Here is a 15,405-nt window from a genome sequence, read left to right on the forward strand (position 1 = left end):
GGATCGACGTCGTGACTTACCCATGCCCCCACTGCCGTGCCGCGGCGTCGAGCGAGACCGGTTGCCCCACCTGCGGGCGCGGCCCGGACGCCGACGCGATCCAGGTGATCGAGACCGACCAGGAGATCGCCGGGCTCCTCGCGCAACTCGCCACCGCGCGGAGCGCGGTGCAAAACCTGGAGACGCGGCTCGGTCACGCTTATGCGCGGCGCAATCTAGCAGCCGAGAGGGTACGCGGTGGGCTGCGGCCGAACGGGCCGAAATCCGCTCCGGAGACCTCGTCCCGCGCTCTGCAGAACGTCCTGTTCCTGCTCGGCGGGCTCCTGCTGGCCGTCGCCGCGATCGTCTTCACCGCCGTGGCCTGGTCGCAGTTCGGCACCGTCGGCCGCGCGGTGATCCTCGCCGTCCTGACCGTGACCGCGCTGGAGATCCCGGCCCTGGCGCTGCGCCGTGGCCTGCGCGGCGTCGCCGAGACGGTGGCCGCGGTCGGCCTGCTGCTGACCCTGCTCGACGGATACGCGGCCTGGTACGTGAACCTGTTCGGCCTGGCCGGCGCCAACCCGGCCCGTTACGCCGGCGTCGCCTTCGCCGTGACCGCCGCCATCGCCACCGGCTACGCCCTGGTGACCGGCCTGACCGGCCCGCACTACGCCGCCCTGCTGGCCGCCCAGCCGGTCCTCCCGCTGCTCGTGCTGGCCACGAACCCCGGCCTCGCCGGCTGGACCCTGACGTTCGGCATCCTGGCCGCCGCGAACGTCGCGGTCCGCCGCACCCGCCTGGCCCCGGCCGCCTACGCCCTGGCCGCGCTCGCGCTCCTGGCCGCGGTCACCCCGGCCCTGGTCGCCGCGGTCCGCACCCTGAACACCGCCGGCCCGGTCTTCCACGCGGCCTGGACCGCGACCGTCCCGCCGACCGGCTGGCGCCTCCCGGCCGCCCTGGCCCTGGCCACCGTCGCCCTGGTCGCCGCGCTGCCGCCCCGCCTGCGCGTCACCGCCGCCCTCGCCGGCGCCGCCGCGATCGCCCTGGCCGCCCCGTCCGGCCTGCACCTCCCCTGGTGGAACGCCCCGTTGCTCGACCTCGTGGTGATCGCCGCCGCCCTGGCCCTGGCCGCCCGCCACGCCGCACCGGCCCTGGCCGCCCCGGCCGCCCGGGTAGCCGCCCACCCCGCCACCGCCTCCCCGACCGCCGCCTCCTCCATCGCCTCGTTCCTCGGCGGCCAGGCCGGCGCAGGCGCTCTCGGCGGCACCGGAGCTCTCGGCGGCGCGGGCATTCTCGGTGGCACGGGCATTCTCGGTGGCACGGGCGGCTTCGCCGGTCAGCTGGTCGCGGCCGCGCTTCTCGGCGCGCACGCCGTCGCCGCCGGCTTCGGCCGCCCCGGCATGGCCGCCGCCGTGCTGACCGCGATCGCCCTGCTCGGCTTCGCCACCGCGGCCCGCGCCCGGCACGCCGCCCTGAGCGGCGCCGCCTTGCTCGTCGGCCTCCTCTGTGTGCCCGCCATCGCCTGGACCGCCGCGGCCGCGTTCGGCTTCGGCCCGACCGGCCAGGTGCGGGCCGTCGCGGTGGCCGCGGCGGCGCTGGTGATCGCGCTGCGCCTGCGGCCGATCCGCCGCCCGTTCGCGCTGCTCGCGGCGTTGGCAGCGGCCGCTCCCCTGCCGCTGTGGGCCTTGGCGGCCGGCGAGCCGGTCGTCGTCTACACGGTGCTTGCCCTGCTCCTGGCGGCCGGCGCCGCGAACGCGACGCCAAGCCCAGCCGCAACGCCCGGCCCACTCGCCTCGCCCAACCCGGCCGCCTCGCCCAACCCGGCCGCCTCGCCCAACCCGGCCGCCTCGCCCAACCCGGCCGCCTCGCCCAACCCGGCCGCCTCGCCCAACCCGGCCGCCTCGCCCAACCCGGCCGCGTTGCTCGGCCGGGTTCCGGAGATCGCCGTGGCGGCTGCGGCCGGGGCGGTGCTGGTCACGGCGCTGCTGAGCGGGCTGCTACCGGTGCGGATCGCGACGCTGGTAGCGCTCGGGGCTCTGCTCGCGGCTGCCGCCGTCACCGCGACGGCCGGGCGGACCGTCGCGTTCCGGGGGCTCGGCACGGCCGTCGGGGTCCTGGCGGGGTGGGGGGTGGCATTCGCGGCGCCGGACGGGGCGGTGCTGGAGGCGTACACACTCCCGGCAAGCGGCCTGGCACTCGCCGCCGCCCTCCTCGCCCGGCGGGACCCGGCGCCCAGCTGGGTTTCCTACGGCCCGGCGCTGACGACGGCGCTCAGCCCCAGCCTGGTGTTGATCATGACGGACGACGGTCAGCACCTGCGGCGGCTGCTGGTCGGACTGGGCGCCCTGGCGATTCTGCTGGCCGGGGTGCGGACCCGGCTGCGGGCCCCGGTGCTGGCCGGCGGCGTGGCCCTCGCCCTGCTGGCGCTGCACGAGCTGGCCGAGATCTGGGACCTGGTGCCGCGCTGGATCCCGCTCGCCGCCGGCGGTCTGCTGCTCGTGCTGGTCGCCACCACGCTCGAGCGGCGGCGCCGTGACCTGGCCCGATTCCGCGGCGCGCTGGCCCGGATGGGCTGACCGGCCACACCGAAAATGGAGTAATTCGAGCGCCAAGTCTCAACCCGGCCCGTGCGATGCCGATGCGGAGGGTCCTCAACGCAGGACTTCCAGCAGATCGGAGCACGGATGTCGGCCACACGGATGCAGGCGTGCTTCGGTGCCTGGATCATCGCGCTCACCGCGATGTTCTACGCCTTCCCCAGCCTCAGCATGTACTCCTGGGCGGCGATCGGGTTCTCCGCGGCCGCCGCCGTGCTGGTCGGGGTGCGGGTGCACCGGCCGTCGAAGCCGCTGCCGTGGTACCTGCTGTCGGCGGTGCTGGTCAGCTTCACCGCCGGCGACACGATCTACAACATCCAGATCGACTACCTCGGGATCGTCAACCCGTTCCCGTCCGTCGCCGACGTGTTCTACCTGCTGGTCTACCCGATGCTGGCAGGCGCGCTGCTGGTCTTCATCCGATCCCGGGCGGGCGGCGACAACCGGGCCGCGCTGCTCGACGCGCTGGTGCCGACGGCCGGTCTCGGCCTGCTGTCGTGGGTCTTCCTGATCTCGCCGTACATCCGCAACACCGACCTGAGCATCCTCGAGAAGCTCACCTCGACCGGCTACCCGCTCGGCGACGTACTCGCGCTGGCCATGCTGCTGCGCCTGATCACCGCCGGCGGCCGCAAGCCGATCGCGCTGTCGACGCTGGCCGCGGGCGGTTTCAGCCTGCTGGTCACGGACGTCGTCTACGGCCTGCGGCAGCTCGACGGCACCTGGCAGGTCGGCGGCCCGGTCGACTCCGGCTGGATCCTCTTCTACACCGCGACCGCCCTGGCCGCGCTGCACCCGTCGATGCGCGAGATGACCGCGCTGCGCACCCCCTCCACGGCCGTGATGGCCGGCGGCCGCCGGATCGCGGTCATGTCGGTGGCCGCGCTGATCGCCCCGGCCGTGCTGCTGGTGGAGGACCTGACCGGCGGCGTCGACGACGCCCTGATGATCGCGACCGCGTCGGCCACGATGTTCCTGCTGGTCGTGGCGCGGGTCTCCGGCCTGCTGCAGACGCAGCGGGAGAACGCCACCCGGGAGCGGACGCTGCGCATGTCGGCGGCCGACCTGGTCGCCGCGGCCGACGAGGTCGAGGCCGGCCGGGCGGTCGGCAAGGCGATCAGCTCGATCGTGCCCGACGGCGAGCCCTACAAGATGCACTACTTCCGCACCGACGCCGCGCCGGGCGACGCCACCGGCATGCTGATCACCGGGCGGGTGCACACCGCCGACCTGCCCCGGCACGTCGCCGCCGAGCTGGGCAACTTCTCCTGGGCGCTGTACGGCGAGGTCGTCACCACCCCGCTCGGCACCGACCGTCCCCCGCAGCGCAGCATCGCCTACCTGGCCGCCGACGAGGAGCTCCTGGTCGAACTGCAGCCGTCGTTCGAGGCGCTGATGGCCCAGGGCACGATGGCGATCGAGCGGATCGCGCTGAACGGCGAGATCAACCGCCGGGCCAGCGAGGACTACTTCCGGGCGCTGATCCAGAGCGCGTCCGACGTGATCCTGATCGTCGGCGACGACGAGAACATCCGCTACGCCAGCCCGTCGGCGCTGCCGGTGTTCGGCCAGACCGACCTGCTCGGCACGTCGCTGTTCCGGCTGTTCGCCGCGACCGACCACGCCGAGCTGCGCGACCTGCTGTCGCAGGTGCTCACCGGCCGGGGCCCGCGCGACGGCGTCGACCTCACCGCGATCTCCGGCGACGACCTGCTGCTGCAGGTCGAGGTCACCTGCCGGGACCTGCGCGACGACAAGGCGGTCAACGGCCTGGTCATCACGATCCGCGACGTCACGGAGCGCCGCCGGCTGGAGAACGACCTGGCCCACCAGGCGTTCCACGACACACTCACCGGGCTGGCCAACCGGGCGCTGTTCCAGAACCGGCTCGAGCAGGCCGCCGCGGTGGCCGGCAAAGCACGCGGTTCGGTGGGCGTCCTGTTCGTCGACCTCGACGACTTCAAAGAGGTCAACGACACCCTCGGGCACGCCGCCGGCGACCAGCTGCTGGTCGCGGTCGGTCAGCGGATCACCGCCGTGGCCGGGCCGATGAACACGGCCGCCCGCACCGGCGGCGACGAGTTCGCGGTGCTGATGGAGCACCTGAGCTCGCCCGCCGACGCCGAGGCGATCGCCGCCCGGATCGTGGCCGCACTCAGCGAGCCGATCGAGGTCAGCGACGGCCAGGGTGGCCTGCACCTGGTCAGCGGGGCCAGCAGTGTCGGCGTCGCGACCAGCGCGGACGCGGCCGGCATCAGCGAGCTGCTACGCCGGGCCGACGTGGCGATGTACGTGGCCAAGACCGACGGCAAGAGCACCTGGCGCCGCTACGAGGACGCCATGCACGACGCCATGGTCAGCCGGCTCGAGATGCGCTCGGCGCTGGTCGAGGCGGTGCCCGGCAACCAGATGCGGCTGCGCTTCCAGCCGATCGTCGACCTGCCGACCGGCGGCGTGATCGGCCTCGAGGCCCTGGTGCGCTGGCAGCACCCGGCGAAGGGCCTGCTCGGCCCGAACGAGTTCATCGAGCTCTCCGAGGAGAACGGCTCGGTGGTCGCGATCGGCGGGTGGGTGCTGCGCGAGGCGCTGCTGACGTTCGTCGGCTGGCGCAACTCCCCGATCGGGGGCCGGCTGCGGTACGTCAGTGTCAATGTCTCGGCCCGCCAGTTCCGCACCCCCGGCTTCGTCGACCAGGTGCGCGACGTCCTGCAGGAGACCGGCGCCCGGCCCGAGTGGCTGCTGCTGGAGATCACCGAGAGCCTGGTGCTGCACGACGCCGAGCAGGTGTGGCAGGACCTGCGGGAACTGCGTGCCATGGGCGTCCGCATCGCGATCGACGACTTCGGCACCGGTTACTCGTCGCTGAGCTACCTCAGCCAGATGCCGGTCGACGTCCTCAAGATCGACAAGTCGTTCATCGACGACATCCTGCACAGCGGCCAGCAGATGGCTCTCGTCGAGACCATCGTCAGCCTGGCCCGCACCCTCGACCTCGACGTCGTCGCCGAGGGCATCGAGCTCGACGGGCACCGCCAGGCACTCGTCCAAATGGGCTGTCCTTATGGCCAAGGTTTCCTTTTCTCCCGCCCCGCAACGGTCGATGAGATCGGGCAGTGGCTGGTCGCGTCCCCTTCGCACCACTGAAGAATCCCCTCTTGCACGGAAGGAACCACATGTCCCTCGCTCCCCTCACCGGTCTTGACTACGTCCAGCGCGAAGGCCGCTGGGCTGATCTGGAGCGGTTGCGAAGCGGCAACCCCATGTACGACGCCACCATCGAGGAGATCAAGGGGCGGCGCATCCGGGTCGGCGACCACTGGCTGGCGGACTTCGCCTCCTGCAACTACCTCGGCTTCGACCTGGAGCCGGAGATCATGGACGCGATCGCGCCCGAGGTCGCTCGCTGGGGCACGCACCCGAGCTGGTCGCGCCTGCTCGGCAACCCGGCGCTCTACCCGCAGATCGAGGAGCGGCTGACCGCCCTGCTCGACGCGCCCGACACGCTCGTGCTGCCGACGATCACCCACATCCACATGTCGGTGCTGCCGATCCTGGCCGGCAACGGGTTCATCTTCCTCGACTCGCAGGCCCACAAGACGATCTACGACGGCAGCATGTACGCCCGGGGCCTCGGCGCCACCGTGCAGCGGTTCCGCACCGGCGACGTCGAGCACCTCCGTGAGCTGCTGCGCACGGTTCCGGCCGGCGTCCCCAAGATCGTGGCGATGGACGGCGTCAACAGCATGACCGGCAACGCGCCCGACCTGGTGTCGTTCGCGGCGGCCGCCCGCGAGTACGGCGCGCTGCTCTACGTCGACGACGCGCACGGCTTCGGCGTCATCGGCGAGCGGGGCCCGAACGAGACCTCGCCGTACGGCCTCAAGGGCAACGCGATCGTCAAGTACTGCGGCGAGACCTACGACAACATCGTGCTGGTCGGGGGCTTCTCCAAGTCGTACTCCTCGTTGCTCGCCTTCCTGGCCCTGCCGACCTGGCTGAAGAACCACCTCAAGGTCTCGGCCCCGCCGTACCTGTACTCCGGCCCGGCCCCGACCGCGTCGCTGGCGACCGTGCTGGCCGGCTTCGACGTCAACGAGAAGCGCGGCGACGCGATCCGCACCGACCTGTACCGCAAGAGCATGAAGGTGCTCGACCACGTGCGTGCGCTCGGCATCTTCACCCCGAACACCGGCACCACGCCGGTCATCGAGCTGCCGCTGGCCGAGGGCGAGGACATCGACGCGGTCGGCAAGCTGCTCTGGGAGCGGGGCATCTACGTGACCCTCGCCGCCTACCCGCTGGTCCCCCGGCACGAGGTCGGCTTCCGCGCCCAGGTGACGGCGGCCAACACGGACGAGGAGATCGACGAGCTGAACGCCGTCATCTCCGAGCTGGCCGCGGCGGGCAAGCTCCGCAAGCAGTGACAACGCTCTTCGCCGGTCCACTGGCGCCGTTGCGCCACCGGCAGTTCCGGCTCCTGTGGACCGGCATGAGCGCCTCCCTGATCGGCGACGGCATGCTGCTGGTCGCGCTCGCCTGGCAGGTCTACGACCTGTTCGGCGTGCCGGCCGCGATGTCCGCCGTCGGGGTGGCGCTCTCCCTGCCCCAGATCGCCACGCTGCTCCTCGGCGGGGCGATCAGCGACCGGTTCGATCCGCGCAAGGTGATGCTCTGCTCGGACCTGATCCGCGGCCTGGTCATGGCCGGGGTCGCGGTGCTGATCCTGAGCGGGGCGCTGACCTCGCTGTGGATGCTGCTCGCTCTGATGGTGGTGTACGGCGCGGGGGCCGGCTTCTTCGGGCCGTCCTTCGACGCGCTCGTGCCCCGCCTGATCTCCGAGGACGAGCTGGTCACGGCGAACGCGCTCGACCAGTTCATGCGGCCGGCCGCCGCGCAGATCTTCGGGCCGATGCTGGCCGGCGGGATGATCGCGGTGGCCGGAGCGGGGTGGGCGATCGCGTTCGACGCGGCGACGTTCGCGTTCTCGGTGGTCTGCCTGCTGGCGATGGGGTCGGCCCCACCGGCCGTGGAGGAGGAAGCGGATGCGTCCGAATCCCTGTGGCGGGACATGCGCGAGGGAATCGGATATGTCCGGCGGCACGTCTGGCTCTGGGGCACGTTCCTCTCCGCGACCTTCACCTACCTGCTGTTCGTCGGGCCCACCGAGGTCCTCCTCCCCTACGTGGTGAAGACCGAGCTCGGGGGCAGCGCCGCCGCCCTCAGCCTGGTCCTCACCTCGGGCGGCCTCGGCGCGATCGCGGCGGCCGTGCTGGTCGGCTGGATCGGCATCCCGCGCCGGTTCATCAGCTACATGTACGGCACCTGGGCGGTCGCCACGCTGGCCGTGGCCGGCTACGGCGCGGCGACCGCGACGTGGCAGCTCGCGCTCGCGTGCGTGCTGGTCAACGGCCTGGAGGCGGCCGGGACGATCGCGTGGGCGACGACGAAGCAGACGTTCGTGCCGGGCCACATGCTCGGCCGGGTCTCCAGCGTCGACTGGTTCGTCTCCACCGCGCTGCTGCCGCTGTCCTACGCCCTGGCCGCGCCGGTCGCGGGCTGGATCGGGGTCCGCGGGACGTTGCTCGGCGCCGGCCTGATCGGCGCCGCGGTGACGTTCGGCTTCCTGTTCCTGCCGGGCATGCGCGGCCCGGAACGCGAGGCGGCCTACCGGGCCCGGCACTCCACCGAGACCCGGCAGTACATCGAACGCCCCGAGCCGATCCGAGCCGAACCGATGGCCTCCGAGCCGTTGCGGGCCGAGCCGATGAAAGAGAGTGTGCTCGTCTCATGACCGCCCGCACCGAGCGGCACCCCGCCGCACCCATCGCCGGCAAGGGCCAGGAGGGCATGACCGAGCCTCTGGATGCCGTCCGCGAGCTCAGCGCCGCCTTCGCCGCGCGCGACCTCGGGGCCGCGCTCGCCTGCTTCGCCGGCGGCGACATCGGCTACGCCGGGTCGGAGAAGGCGGAGACGGCCTCCGGCCGCGATGCGGTGACGGCTCTGCTCGGCGAGCTCTTTCAACGGCCGGAGGCGTACGCGTGGACGGCGACCGCCTCGACGGTGCATCGCTACGGCGCCCAGGCGTATGTCTTCGCCGAGGCCGAGGGCGAGGTCCGCACCGACGCCGGTGAGACCGAGGCGTTCCCCTACCGGGTCTCCGGGATCGTGGAGCTGAGCGGCGGCCGCTGGCTCTGGCGACACTGTCAGGGTGGCGAGCCGACATAGCTACCGCTGGTGGACCTTTGCGCGAGGGCGGGCGTAGATCTCCAGCTCGGTGGTGCACAGGTCCTCGAGGTCGTAGTCGCGGTAGTCCGGGTGGACCGGGAAGCCGCGCTTGACCGCGGCCACCGAGCGCTCGTCGACCGTGGGCAGGCGGCGCTCGATGGCGAAGCCGGCGTCGGTGAACAGCCGTTCCAGGGCGGGGGCGCGCAACCGGTTGCAGTAGGAGAACTCGTTGCCGCCGACCCGCTGCCACTCCCGCTCGGAGAAGCGCAGGAAGTTGATCCGGGTGATGCCGGCGTCCTGGTGGGCGAAGTGGTCGCTCGGGTCGATCAGGTGCGCGGCGAACCCGTCCGGGCGCAGCACCCGGCGCGCCTCGTCCAGGATCGCGGCCAGCGCCGGCGGCGTGACGTGCTCGAACACGGTCATCGAGAAGCTCAGGTCGAACGTGTCGTCGGCGTCCGGCATGCGGGCCGCGTCGCCGGGCGCCGCGTAGTGCACGTGCACCTTCCGCAGGTCCGCCGGGCTGCCGCTGGGCAGCGCGGCCAGCGCCGCCAGCCGGTCGGCCAGCCGGGCCGGGTCGACCAGCCCGCGGTAGAGCTCGGCGATCTCGTCGCCCGCCGCGACCAGGCGGCGGATCATCTCGGTGGTCAGCTCGGTGTCGAGCCGCCGGTGCAGGTCGACCGTCACCACCTCGGCCGCGCCGAGCAGGACGAACGCGAGCGGCGCGATGGGCAGATGGCCGGTGCCGACCTCCAGGCAGCGGGCCCCCTCGACCCGGAAGCCGAGCTCGTGGAGGCGGCGCAGCATGGCGGCGTGCTGCGGCAGGCGCTTGAACGGGTCGGCGTTGAGCCGGCCATACCTCCGCTGGATCTGCCGGTAGAGGACGTCACCGCCGGGCAGCAGCGCGCACGCCTTCTGGATCTTCGCCTTGTTGGTCCAGCGCATGGCGCATTTTATCGACTTCTGCGGCTTTTGTTGGTGCTTCGGCGCCGCGCGGTCAGCCGCTTGACCTTGACGTTCGTGCCGCAGTCGGCCATCGAGCACCAGCGGCGCGAGTGGTTGCGGCTGCGGTCGAGGAACAGGAAGCCGCAGCCGCCCTCGTCGAGCGGGCAGGCGCGCAGATGGATCAGGTCGGCGTGACGCAGCAGGTCGACGAGGGCGACGGTCAGCCGGTCGCCGAGCATCGTCGACGGGGCGGTGCCGACGATCAGAGCGGCGCCGACCCCCTGGGCCGGGACCAGCTCCGAGCGGCTGATCACCTCGGCCCACCGGCTCTTCAGCGTGTCGAGCTCGCGGCCGGCCAGCACCTCGTCGACCAGGGCCCGCAAGTGGTGGACCTCGGCGAGGGTGTCGCCCGGCCACTCGTCGATGATCTCGGACTCGGCCGGAGTGACGATCTCCAGGCGCTGCGCCCAGGCGAGGGTGGCCGGCAGGTCGGACAGGAAATCCTGCTCCGCGACCGCCGGCGGGCGGGGCGCCACCGTGTTGGCCAGGTCGAGCGCCAGGTGGCCGCCGACTATCCGCAGCTCGTTCAGGTTGCCCGCATCCATGCTTCCACCGTACTCGGTTTTGGTGGTAGCGTCGAAATTGCTACCACCAAGACCCGGTCAAGGAGGAAGCAATGCGGGCCTGGGCAGTTCTTGTGGCGCTGTCGGCGTCGACCTTCTTCTACGTCACCCTCGAGACCCTGCCGATCGGCTTGCTGCCCGAGATAGCCGAAAATCTCGGGACGACCACGTCTGCGGTCGGTCTGCTGGTCACGGCGTACGGATTGATGGTCGTCGCCGCGACCATCCCGCTCACCCGGCTCACCACCGGGTGGCGGCGCGGCCGCCTGCTCGTCGCCCTGCTGCTGGTCTCGACCGTCGCCACCGTGCTGTCGGCGTTCGCGCCGGCCTATCCGGCGCTGCTCGCCGCGCGGGTGGTGACCGCGCTCAGCCAGGCGCTGTTCTGGGCGGTGGTGACGCCGGCCGCGGCCGCGATGTTCCGGCCGGCAATGCGCGGCCGGGCCATCTCGATCCTTTACGGGGGCAGTTCGACCGGCCCGCTGCTCGGCGTCCCGGCCGGCACCTGGCTGGGCCAGCAGTTCGGCTGGCAGGCGCCGTTCCTCGCGCTCGCCGCCCTCGGGCTGGCCATCTCGGCGGTGCTCGTGACGCTGATGCCGGACATCGCGCCGGGCAGCAGCGACGCCGAGCGGGGCTGGGCGCCGGACGCCCGCCGTTATCGCCGCCTGGTGATCGCCGTCGCGGTGATGGTGACCGGGGCGTTCACCGCGTTCACCTGCATCAGTCCGTTCCTGACCGGCGCGACCGGCATCTCCGTCCCGGCCGTCGGCGCGGTCCTGCTGGTGCGCGGCGTCGCCGGTCTGGCCGGCGTGATCGTGGCCGGGTTCCTGCCGGCCCGGCACGCGGGCCGCACGATGGCCGTCCTGGTCGGAGTCCAGGCTCTCGCCCTGGCCGTGCAGTTCGCCGGCAGCGGCGTTCCGGCCATCGCCATCACGGCGGTAGCAGTCAGCGGCTTCGTGTTGTCCGCGATGACCGCGGTGCTCGCCGTGATGGTGCTCGAGGTCGCGCCGGGGAGCACCGACATGGCCGCCGCCGGCTCGTCCACCGCGTTCAACGTGGGGATCACGGCGGGCGCGCTGATCGGCAGCCAGGTGCTGGCCGGCGGCGGGGTGCGGAGCTCCGCGCTACTGGCGGCGGCGATAACGGTGGTAGCGCTGCTGCCGGCGCTTCAGCTGAAATCGGGAATCGGCCCGCGATCGGAGCCGGAGCGTCCTTTGGGGATCTCCCACTCCTCCTGACGGCCGAGCGCGGTCATGTCGAGGATGCCGTAGGAGTCGCCGGCCTGCTCGCTGCCGCGGGCAAAGGTGGAGTAGGTGTGGAAGACGTCGTCGCCGACCCGCAGGAAGCAGCTCATCCCCGGCTGCTCCATCGGCTGGTTCGCGGTGTCGAGCGTCCAGCCCAGCCCCGCCTCGCGCAGCTCGTCCGCCCCGCGGAAGTTGAACTCGACCGGCATCACCGACTCGTCGAGCGTGACGTGGAAGTCATAGTTGAAGTCGGAGCCGAACGAGGAATAGAACGGGATCGTCCAGCCCCGCTTGGCGCGGTACTTCTCCAGCTTGGCGAGCGGCGCCCGGGCGATCACGGCATAGGTCGTGCCGCGCGCCCGGAGGTGCCGCAGCAGCCCGTCGGAGAGCTCGTCGACCGCGGCCGTGCAACTGCTGCAGCCGTCCTCCCATTCCGGGTGGAACATGAAGTGCTGCACCACGAGCTGCCGCTGCCCGTCGAACAGATCGGCCAGCGTGGCCGGCCCGTCCGGCCCCTCGAACCGATAGTCCTTGTCGACCTGCACCATCGGCAGCATCCGCCGCCGGGTGTTGAGCGCGTCCTTGGCGCGCACCGCCTCTTTCTCGCTGACCAGCAGCTCCTTGCGGGCGACCAGCCACTGCTCACGCGACACGATCTCGGGAAGATTCGTTTCCGTCATACCGGTGCAGACCGCCGGCGCCCCCGAAAGTCATCGGCGAGCCACCTGGGTAATGTCGGGCGATGCCCGAGCTGGAGCGGTTGCGCGCCGATCATGCCGCCGCGGTCCTGGCCTTCGAGTTGGCGAACCGCGCCTACTTCGCCGCATCGATCTCCGACCGCGGCGACGACTACTTCGACCGGTTCGCCGACCGGCACCATGCCCTGCTGGCCGAGCAGGAGACCGGCGTCTGCGCCTTCTACGTGCTGGTCGCCGAGGACGGCGCGGTGCTCGGCCGATTCAACCTGTACGACATCGCCGGCCACGCGGCGACCCTCGGCTACCGGGTCGCGCAGCAGGTCGCCGGCCGCGGCGTGGCCACCGCGTCCGTCCGCGAGCTGTGTCGGCTGGCCGCGGCCGAGCACGGGCTGCGCACCCTGCGGGCCGCGACCGCCGACCGGAACGCCGCGTCCCGGACGGTGCTGACCAGGGCCGGCTTCGTCCTGGCCGGCCCGGCCGACCCGGCCGATCTCGGCGGCAAGCCGGGCACCTGGTTCCAGCGCGATCTGAGCTGAAGACGGCGGAAGTAGGCGTCGGCTCGGGGCACGGTCTGGCCGACCAGGGCAGCGCGATCGCAGCCAGGATCATCAGGGCGGGCGCCGCCCGCCGCCGGCAGGGTCGCGGCCAGGACTATCTGCGGTGGTCGGGGCACTTCACGACCGTACGCAATAAATGCGGTTTGGTTGGTGCAGATATTGCGGAGGTGCAAGCGCGACCCTATTGCGCCGGACCGCACAATGGAGGGGTGACCGGGAACTGGATTCCGGAGTTGGGCGTCACCCCGGTGCCCCGGGGCTGGCGGGCGGTGCGCCGGTTCGACCGTGAGACCGGCGAACCGGTGATTCTCATGCGCAAGAGCCCGGTCCGGCGGTGGGTCGCCGCGGCTGCCGCGGCCGGCGGGGCAGTGCTCTTCGTCTGGTGGTTGTATGCGGGCGGTCTCGTCGTGCTCGGCGCCATCGCGGTTTCCGGTGTGGCCGTCGCGCTGACCCTGACCCAGGACGGTTTCACCGTGACGCCCGGCCGGCTGCGCTGCGGGCGGGTGTGGGTGGCCAGCGGCAACTGGCGGGGCCACACCTGCGACGCCGCCGAGCTGGTGCTCGAGAAACACGAGACGGACGACAACACCCGGCTGCGCCTGTACGCGAACCACCGGGGTGGCGGCCGCGACGAGATCTTCGCCGACGACGAGGACGGGCGGATCGCCCGGCCGTTCGCCGACTGGCTGTCGGCGGTGGCGCACATCCCGGTCACCAAGAACTGAACCGACTAGTTGCGGTGGTGCTTCTTCACGAAGGTGTAGCCGGGGGCCAGCTCGGGCACGTCGATCTGGTCGCTCTCGACCGCCCGCTGGTAGAGCGACAGCTGCTTCTCCGACGGCTGGGCGCCGGCCGGCAGCTTGCGCAGGAAGCCGTTGACCCAGTGGTCGTGGCGGCCGTCCGGCGGGGTGGCCGGGTCGACCAGCGGCGCGTAGAACAGCATGTCCACCGGCTCCGCCCCCTCGTCCGCCGGGAACGACGAGTCGCCGCTGCCGGTGACCCGGGTGACGTACCCCTCCCGGAGCAGTTGATCTATGGCGTTCTTGAGCAGGAACGCGCCCTTGGCGCCGCGGCCCAGGCCGGCCTTCGCGGCCAGCTTCGCCTCGGCGAACACCGCGCTGCCGTCGTCGAGCACCCGGCCGTTGCGGCACAGCGCGTGCAGGGTCTTGCTCCAGTTCGACGTGCCGGCCTCGAACTCGCGGGTGACGACCCTCGGGTCGTACTCGTGGAAGTAGTCGACGCCGTCGATCATCACCGGCTCGTCCAGCGGGGTGGTGTGCGCGACGATCCGGTCCTGACCGGCCTGCCAGACCACCGTGACCTGCACGCCCGGCCGCAGGTCGCCCGGCCAGACGACGCCGGTGAAATGCCCGTCGTGCAGTGACGTCAGGAAGGTCTCGGTGGTGGCGGCGACGCCGTGCACCCGGTGCTCCAGCACGACCGGCACCACGTCGAGGTGCCGCAGGTGGTCGACGCACTCGTCGGGCGCCGCGCAGACGCCGCCCTGCAGATCGGCCCGCCAGAGGGCGAAGCGCCTGGTCGCCGTGCGCACCGTCATGACACGACGGTAACGGATCCCGATCGCTGGAAGTGCCAGAGGATGACGGACGGGACGCCGGCCGAGGCGGCGGCGACGGCGGCCGGCGCGAGCTCCATCAATGTCCAGGGCCAGAGTTCCCACGGCCCGGTGGTCAGGCGCTCGGCCAGCCCGGCGGTGACCTCGGCGGGCGTCGAGCGGGGCTCCGCGCAGCGCCGGACCGCCAGCCCGGCCGGCAGAGCGGCGTCGAGGTAGTCCGCAGCGCGGTGCCGGTAGGACGGGATGATCTGCGGCGCGCCGGCGGCGGTCCGGTGGTGCGGCTCCGAGCCCAGCAGCACCATCTCGTGATGGATGTCGGTGACGATGAGGTGACCGCCGGGGCGGACGACCCGGGCCAGCTCGGCGAACGCGGGCCGCAGGTCGCTCAGGTGAGCCAGGGCGAGGGCGCACACCGCGACGTCGACGTGCGCGTCCGGCAGCGGCAGCCGGTCCAGTTCGCCGGCCCGGAAGTCGCCGGCCGGAACGCGCTCGCGGGCCCGGGCCAGCATTTCCGGCGAGCTGTCCACGCCGATGACCCGGTGCCCGCGCGCGGCGAGATGAGCGGCGTGCCGGCCGGTGCCGCACGCGGCGTCGAGGGCGACCCCGGCCGGTAGCGCGTCGACGATCTCGTGGACGAACGGCTCCTCGACCGGGAACAGGCCGTTGCCCGGCTCGTCGTACGTCTCCGACCAGACCCGGTAGCCGGCCGTGGTGTCCACCCGGGCGGCCTCGACCCCCTGCGGCAGCGCGCTGTCCAGCAGCCGGCGGATCTCCGCGACCCGCGCCTCGCCGAACTCCGGGCCGTGCTCGCCGGCGTACGTCCGCAGCAGCGCCAGCCCTTCGATGCCGAGCAGATAATGCAGCGGATCTTGATAAACCATAAAAAGTCCACCGATCTGAGTACGGGGCTCCCGCGCGACCATAGCGATCGATCGGCAGACATCACATCCACATTTCTGCCTGTTTC

At 72.2% G+C, this 15,405-nt stretch carries 13 protein-coding genes; 8 read left to right on the forward strand and 5 right to left on the reverse strand.

Annotated features, from left to right (window positions below; translation table 11 throughout):
* Positions 1-11: 11 nt before the first annotated feature.
* From AB0E90_RS03315 to AB0E90_RS03335, 5 genes are all read left to right on the forward strand, one after another.
* The gene (locus AB0E90_RS03315) at positions 12-2,555 is read left to right on the forward strand and encodes a hypothetical protein (RefSeq protein WP_360398481.1); all 2,544 of its coding nucleotides are present in this window, start codon (positions 12-14) and stop codon (positions 2,553-2,555) included.
* A 108-nt stretch (positions 2,556-2,663) separates the two neighbouring features.
* Positions 2,664-5,720 (forward strand): EAL domain-containing protein, encoded by a 3,057-nt coding sequence (locus AB0E90_RS03320; protein ID WP_360398483.1) that lies wholly within the window; start codon positions 2,664-2,666, stop codon positions 5,718-5,720.
* A gap of 29 nt (positions 5,721-5,749) precedes the next feature.
* Positions 5,750-7,000 carry a pyridoxal phosphate-dependent aminotransferase family protein gene (locus AB0E90_RS03325; protein WP_360398485.1) on the forward strand — a complete coding sequence of 417 codons (1,251 nt, stop codon included), beginning with the start codon at positions 5,750-5,752 and terminating at the stop codon, positions 6,998-7,000.
* Positions 6,997-8,367 carry an MFS transporter gene (locus AB0E90_RS03330; RefSeq protein WP_360398487.1) on the forward strand — a complete coding sequence of 457 codons (1,371 nt, stop codon included), beginning with the start codon at positions 6,997-6,999 and terminating at the stop codon, positions 8,365-8,367. The genes AB0E90_RS03325 and AB0E90_RS03330 overlap by 4 nt, the downstream gene beginning before the upstream one ends.
* A complete protein-coding gene (locus tag AB0E90_RS03335; protein ID WP_360398489.1) occupies positions 8,364-8,801 on the forward strand; it encodes a nuclear transport factor 2 family protein in 438 nt (145 codons plus the stop codon). Before AB0E90_RS03330 ends, AB0E90_RS03335 begins: the two co-directional genes overlap by 4 nt.
* On the opposite strand, the gene AB0E90_RS03340 is transcribed toward AB0E90_RS03335, so the two are convergent.
* Both AB0E90_RS03340 and AB0E90_RS03345 read right to left on the reverse strand, forming a co-directional pair.
* Positions 8,802-9,743 (reverse strand): methyltransferase domain-containing protein, encoded by a 942-nt coding sequence (locus AB0E90_RS03340; RefSeq protein ID WP_360398491.1) that lies wholly within the window; start codon positions 9,741-9,743, stop codon positions 8,802-8,804.
* Between the two features lie 8 nt (positions 9,744-9,751).
* A complete protein-coding gene (locus tag AB0E90_RS03345; protein WP_360398493.1) occupies positions 9,752-10,348 on the reverse strand; it encodes a CGNR zinc finger domain-containing protein in 597 nt (198 codons plus the stop codon).
* Positions 10,349-10,419: 71 nt separating this feature from the next.
* On the opposite strand from AB0E90_RS03345, the gene AB0E90_RS03350 reads away from it, so the two are divergent.
* Positions 10,420-11,601, forward strand: a complete 1,182-nt coding sequence (locus AB0E90_RS03350) for an MFS transporter (RefSeq protein ID WP_360398495.1) — start codon at positions 10,420-10,422, stop codon at positions 11,599-11,601.
* Here AB0E90_RS03350 and AB0E90_RS03355 read toward each other — a convergent pair.
* Positions 11,532-12,287 carry a DUF899 domain-containing protein gene (locus AB0E90_RS03355; protein ID WP_360398497.1) on the reverse strand — a complete coding sequence of 252 codons (756 nt, stop codon included), beginning with the start codon at positions 12,285-12,287 and terminating at the stop codon, positions 11,532-11,534. The two genes, AB0E90_RS03350 and AB0E90_RS03355, sit on opposite strands and share 70 nt — an antisense overlap.
* 62 nt (positions 12,288-12,349) lie before the next feature.
* On the opposite strand from AB0E90_RS03355, the gene AB0E90_RS03360 reads away from it, so the two are divergent.
* The gene (locus tag AB0E90_RS03360; protein WP_360398499.1) at positions 12,350-12,841 is read left to right on the forward strand and encodes a GNAT family N-acetyltransferase; all 492 of its coding nucleotides are present in this window, start codon (positions 12,350-12,352) and stop codon (positions 12,839-12,841) included.
* 230 nt (positions 12,842-13,071) lie between these two features.
* Positions 13,072-13,587, forward strand: a complete 516-nt coding sequence (locus tag AB0E90_RS03365) for a hypothetical protein (protein ID WP_360398501.1) — start codon at positions 13,072-13,074, stop codon at positions 13,585-13,587.
* 5 nt (positions 13,588-13,592) lie between these two features.
* On the opposite strand, the gene AB0E90_RS03370 is transcribed toward AB0E90_RS03365, so the two are convergent.
* Together AB0E90_RS03370 and AB0E90_RS03375 are read right to left on the reverse strand one after the other, a co-directional pair.
* Positions 13,593-14,420, reverse strand: a complete 828-nt coding sequence (locus AB0E90_RS03370) for a hypothetical protein (RefSeq protein ID WP_360398503.1) — start codon at positions 14,418-14,420, stop codon at positions 13,593-13,595.
* Positions 14,417-15,319, reverse strand: coding sequence for a class I SAM-dependent methyltransferase (locus AB0E90_RS03375; RefSeq protein WP_360398505.1), 903 nt, complete (start codon positions 15,317-15,319; stop codon positions 14,417-14,419). The genes AB0E90_RS03370 and AB0E90_RS03375 overlap by 4 nt, the downstream gene beginning before the upstream one ends.
* Between the last annotated feature and the right edge of the window lie 86 nt (positions 15,320-15,405).

The sequence above is a fragment of the Actinoplanes sp. NPDC026619 genome, from assembly GCF_040638295.1.
GTDB lineage: Bacteria > Actinomycetota > Actinomycetes > Mycobacteriales > Micromonosporaceae > Actinoplanes.

Coding starts and splice junctions, on each gene's coding strand:
- AB0E90_RS03320 (WP_360398483.1), top strand. CDS start 2,664: ATGTCGGCCACACGGATGCAGGCGTGCTTCGGTGCCTGGATCATCGCG.
- AB0E90_RS03325 (WP_360398485.1), top strand. CDS start 5,750: ATGTCCCTCGCTCCCCTCACCGGTCTTGACTACGTCCAGCGCGAAGGC.
- AB0E90_RS03335 (WP_360398489.1), top strand. CDS start 8,364: ATGACCGCCCGCACCGAGCGGCACCCCGCCGCACCCATCGCCGGCAAG.
- AB0E90_RS03340 (WP_360398491.1), bottom strand. CDS start 9,743: ATGCGCTGGACCAACAAGGCGAAGATCCAGAAGGCGTGCGCGCTGCTG.
- AB0E90_RS03345 (WP_360398493.1), bottom strand. CDS start 10,348: ATGGATGCGGGCAACCTGAACGAGCTGCGGATAGTCGGCGGCCACCTG.
- AB0E90_RS03350 (WP_360398495.1), top strand. CDS start 10,420: ATGCGGGCCTGGGCAGTTCTTGTGGCGCTGTCGGCGTCGACCTTCTTC.
- AB0E90_RS03355 (WP_360398497.1), bottom strand. CDS start 12,287: ATGACGGAAACGAATCTTCCCGAGATCGTGTCGCGTGAGCAGTGGCTG.
- AB0E90_RS03360 (WP_360398499.1), top strand. CDS start 12,350: ATGCCCGAGCTGGAGCGGTTGCGCGCCGATCATGCCGCCGCGGTCCTG.
- AB0E90_RS03370 (WP_360398503.1), bottom strand. CDS start 14,420: ATGACGGTGCGCACGGCGACCAGGCGCTTCGCCCTCTGGCGGGCCGAT.
- AB0E90_RS03375 (WP_360398505.1), bottom strand. CDS start 15,319: ATGGTTTATCAAGATCCGCTGCATTATCTGCTCGGCATCGAAGGGCTG.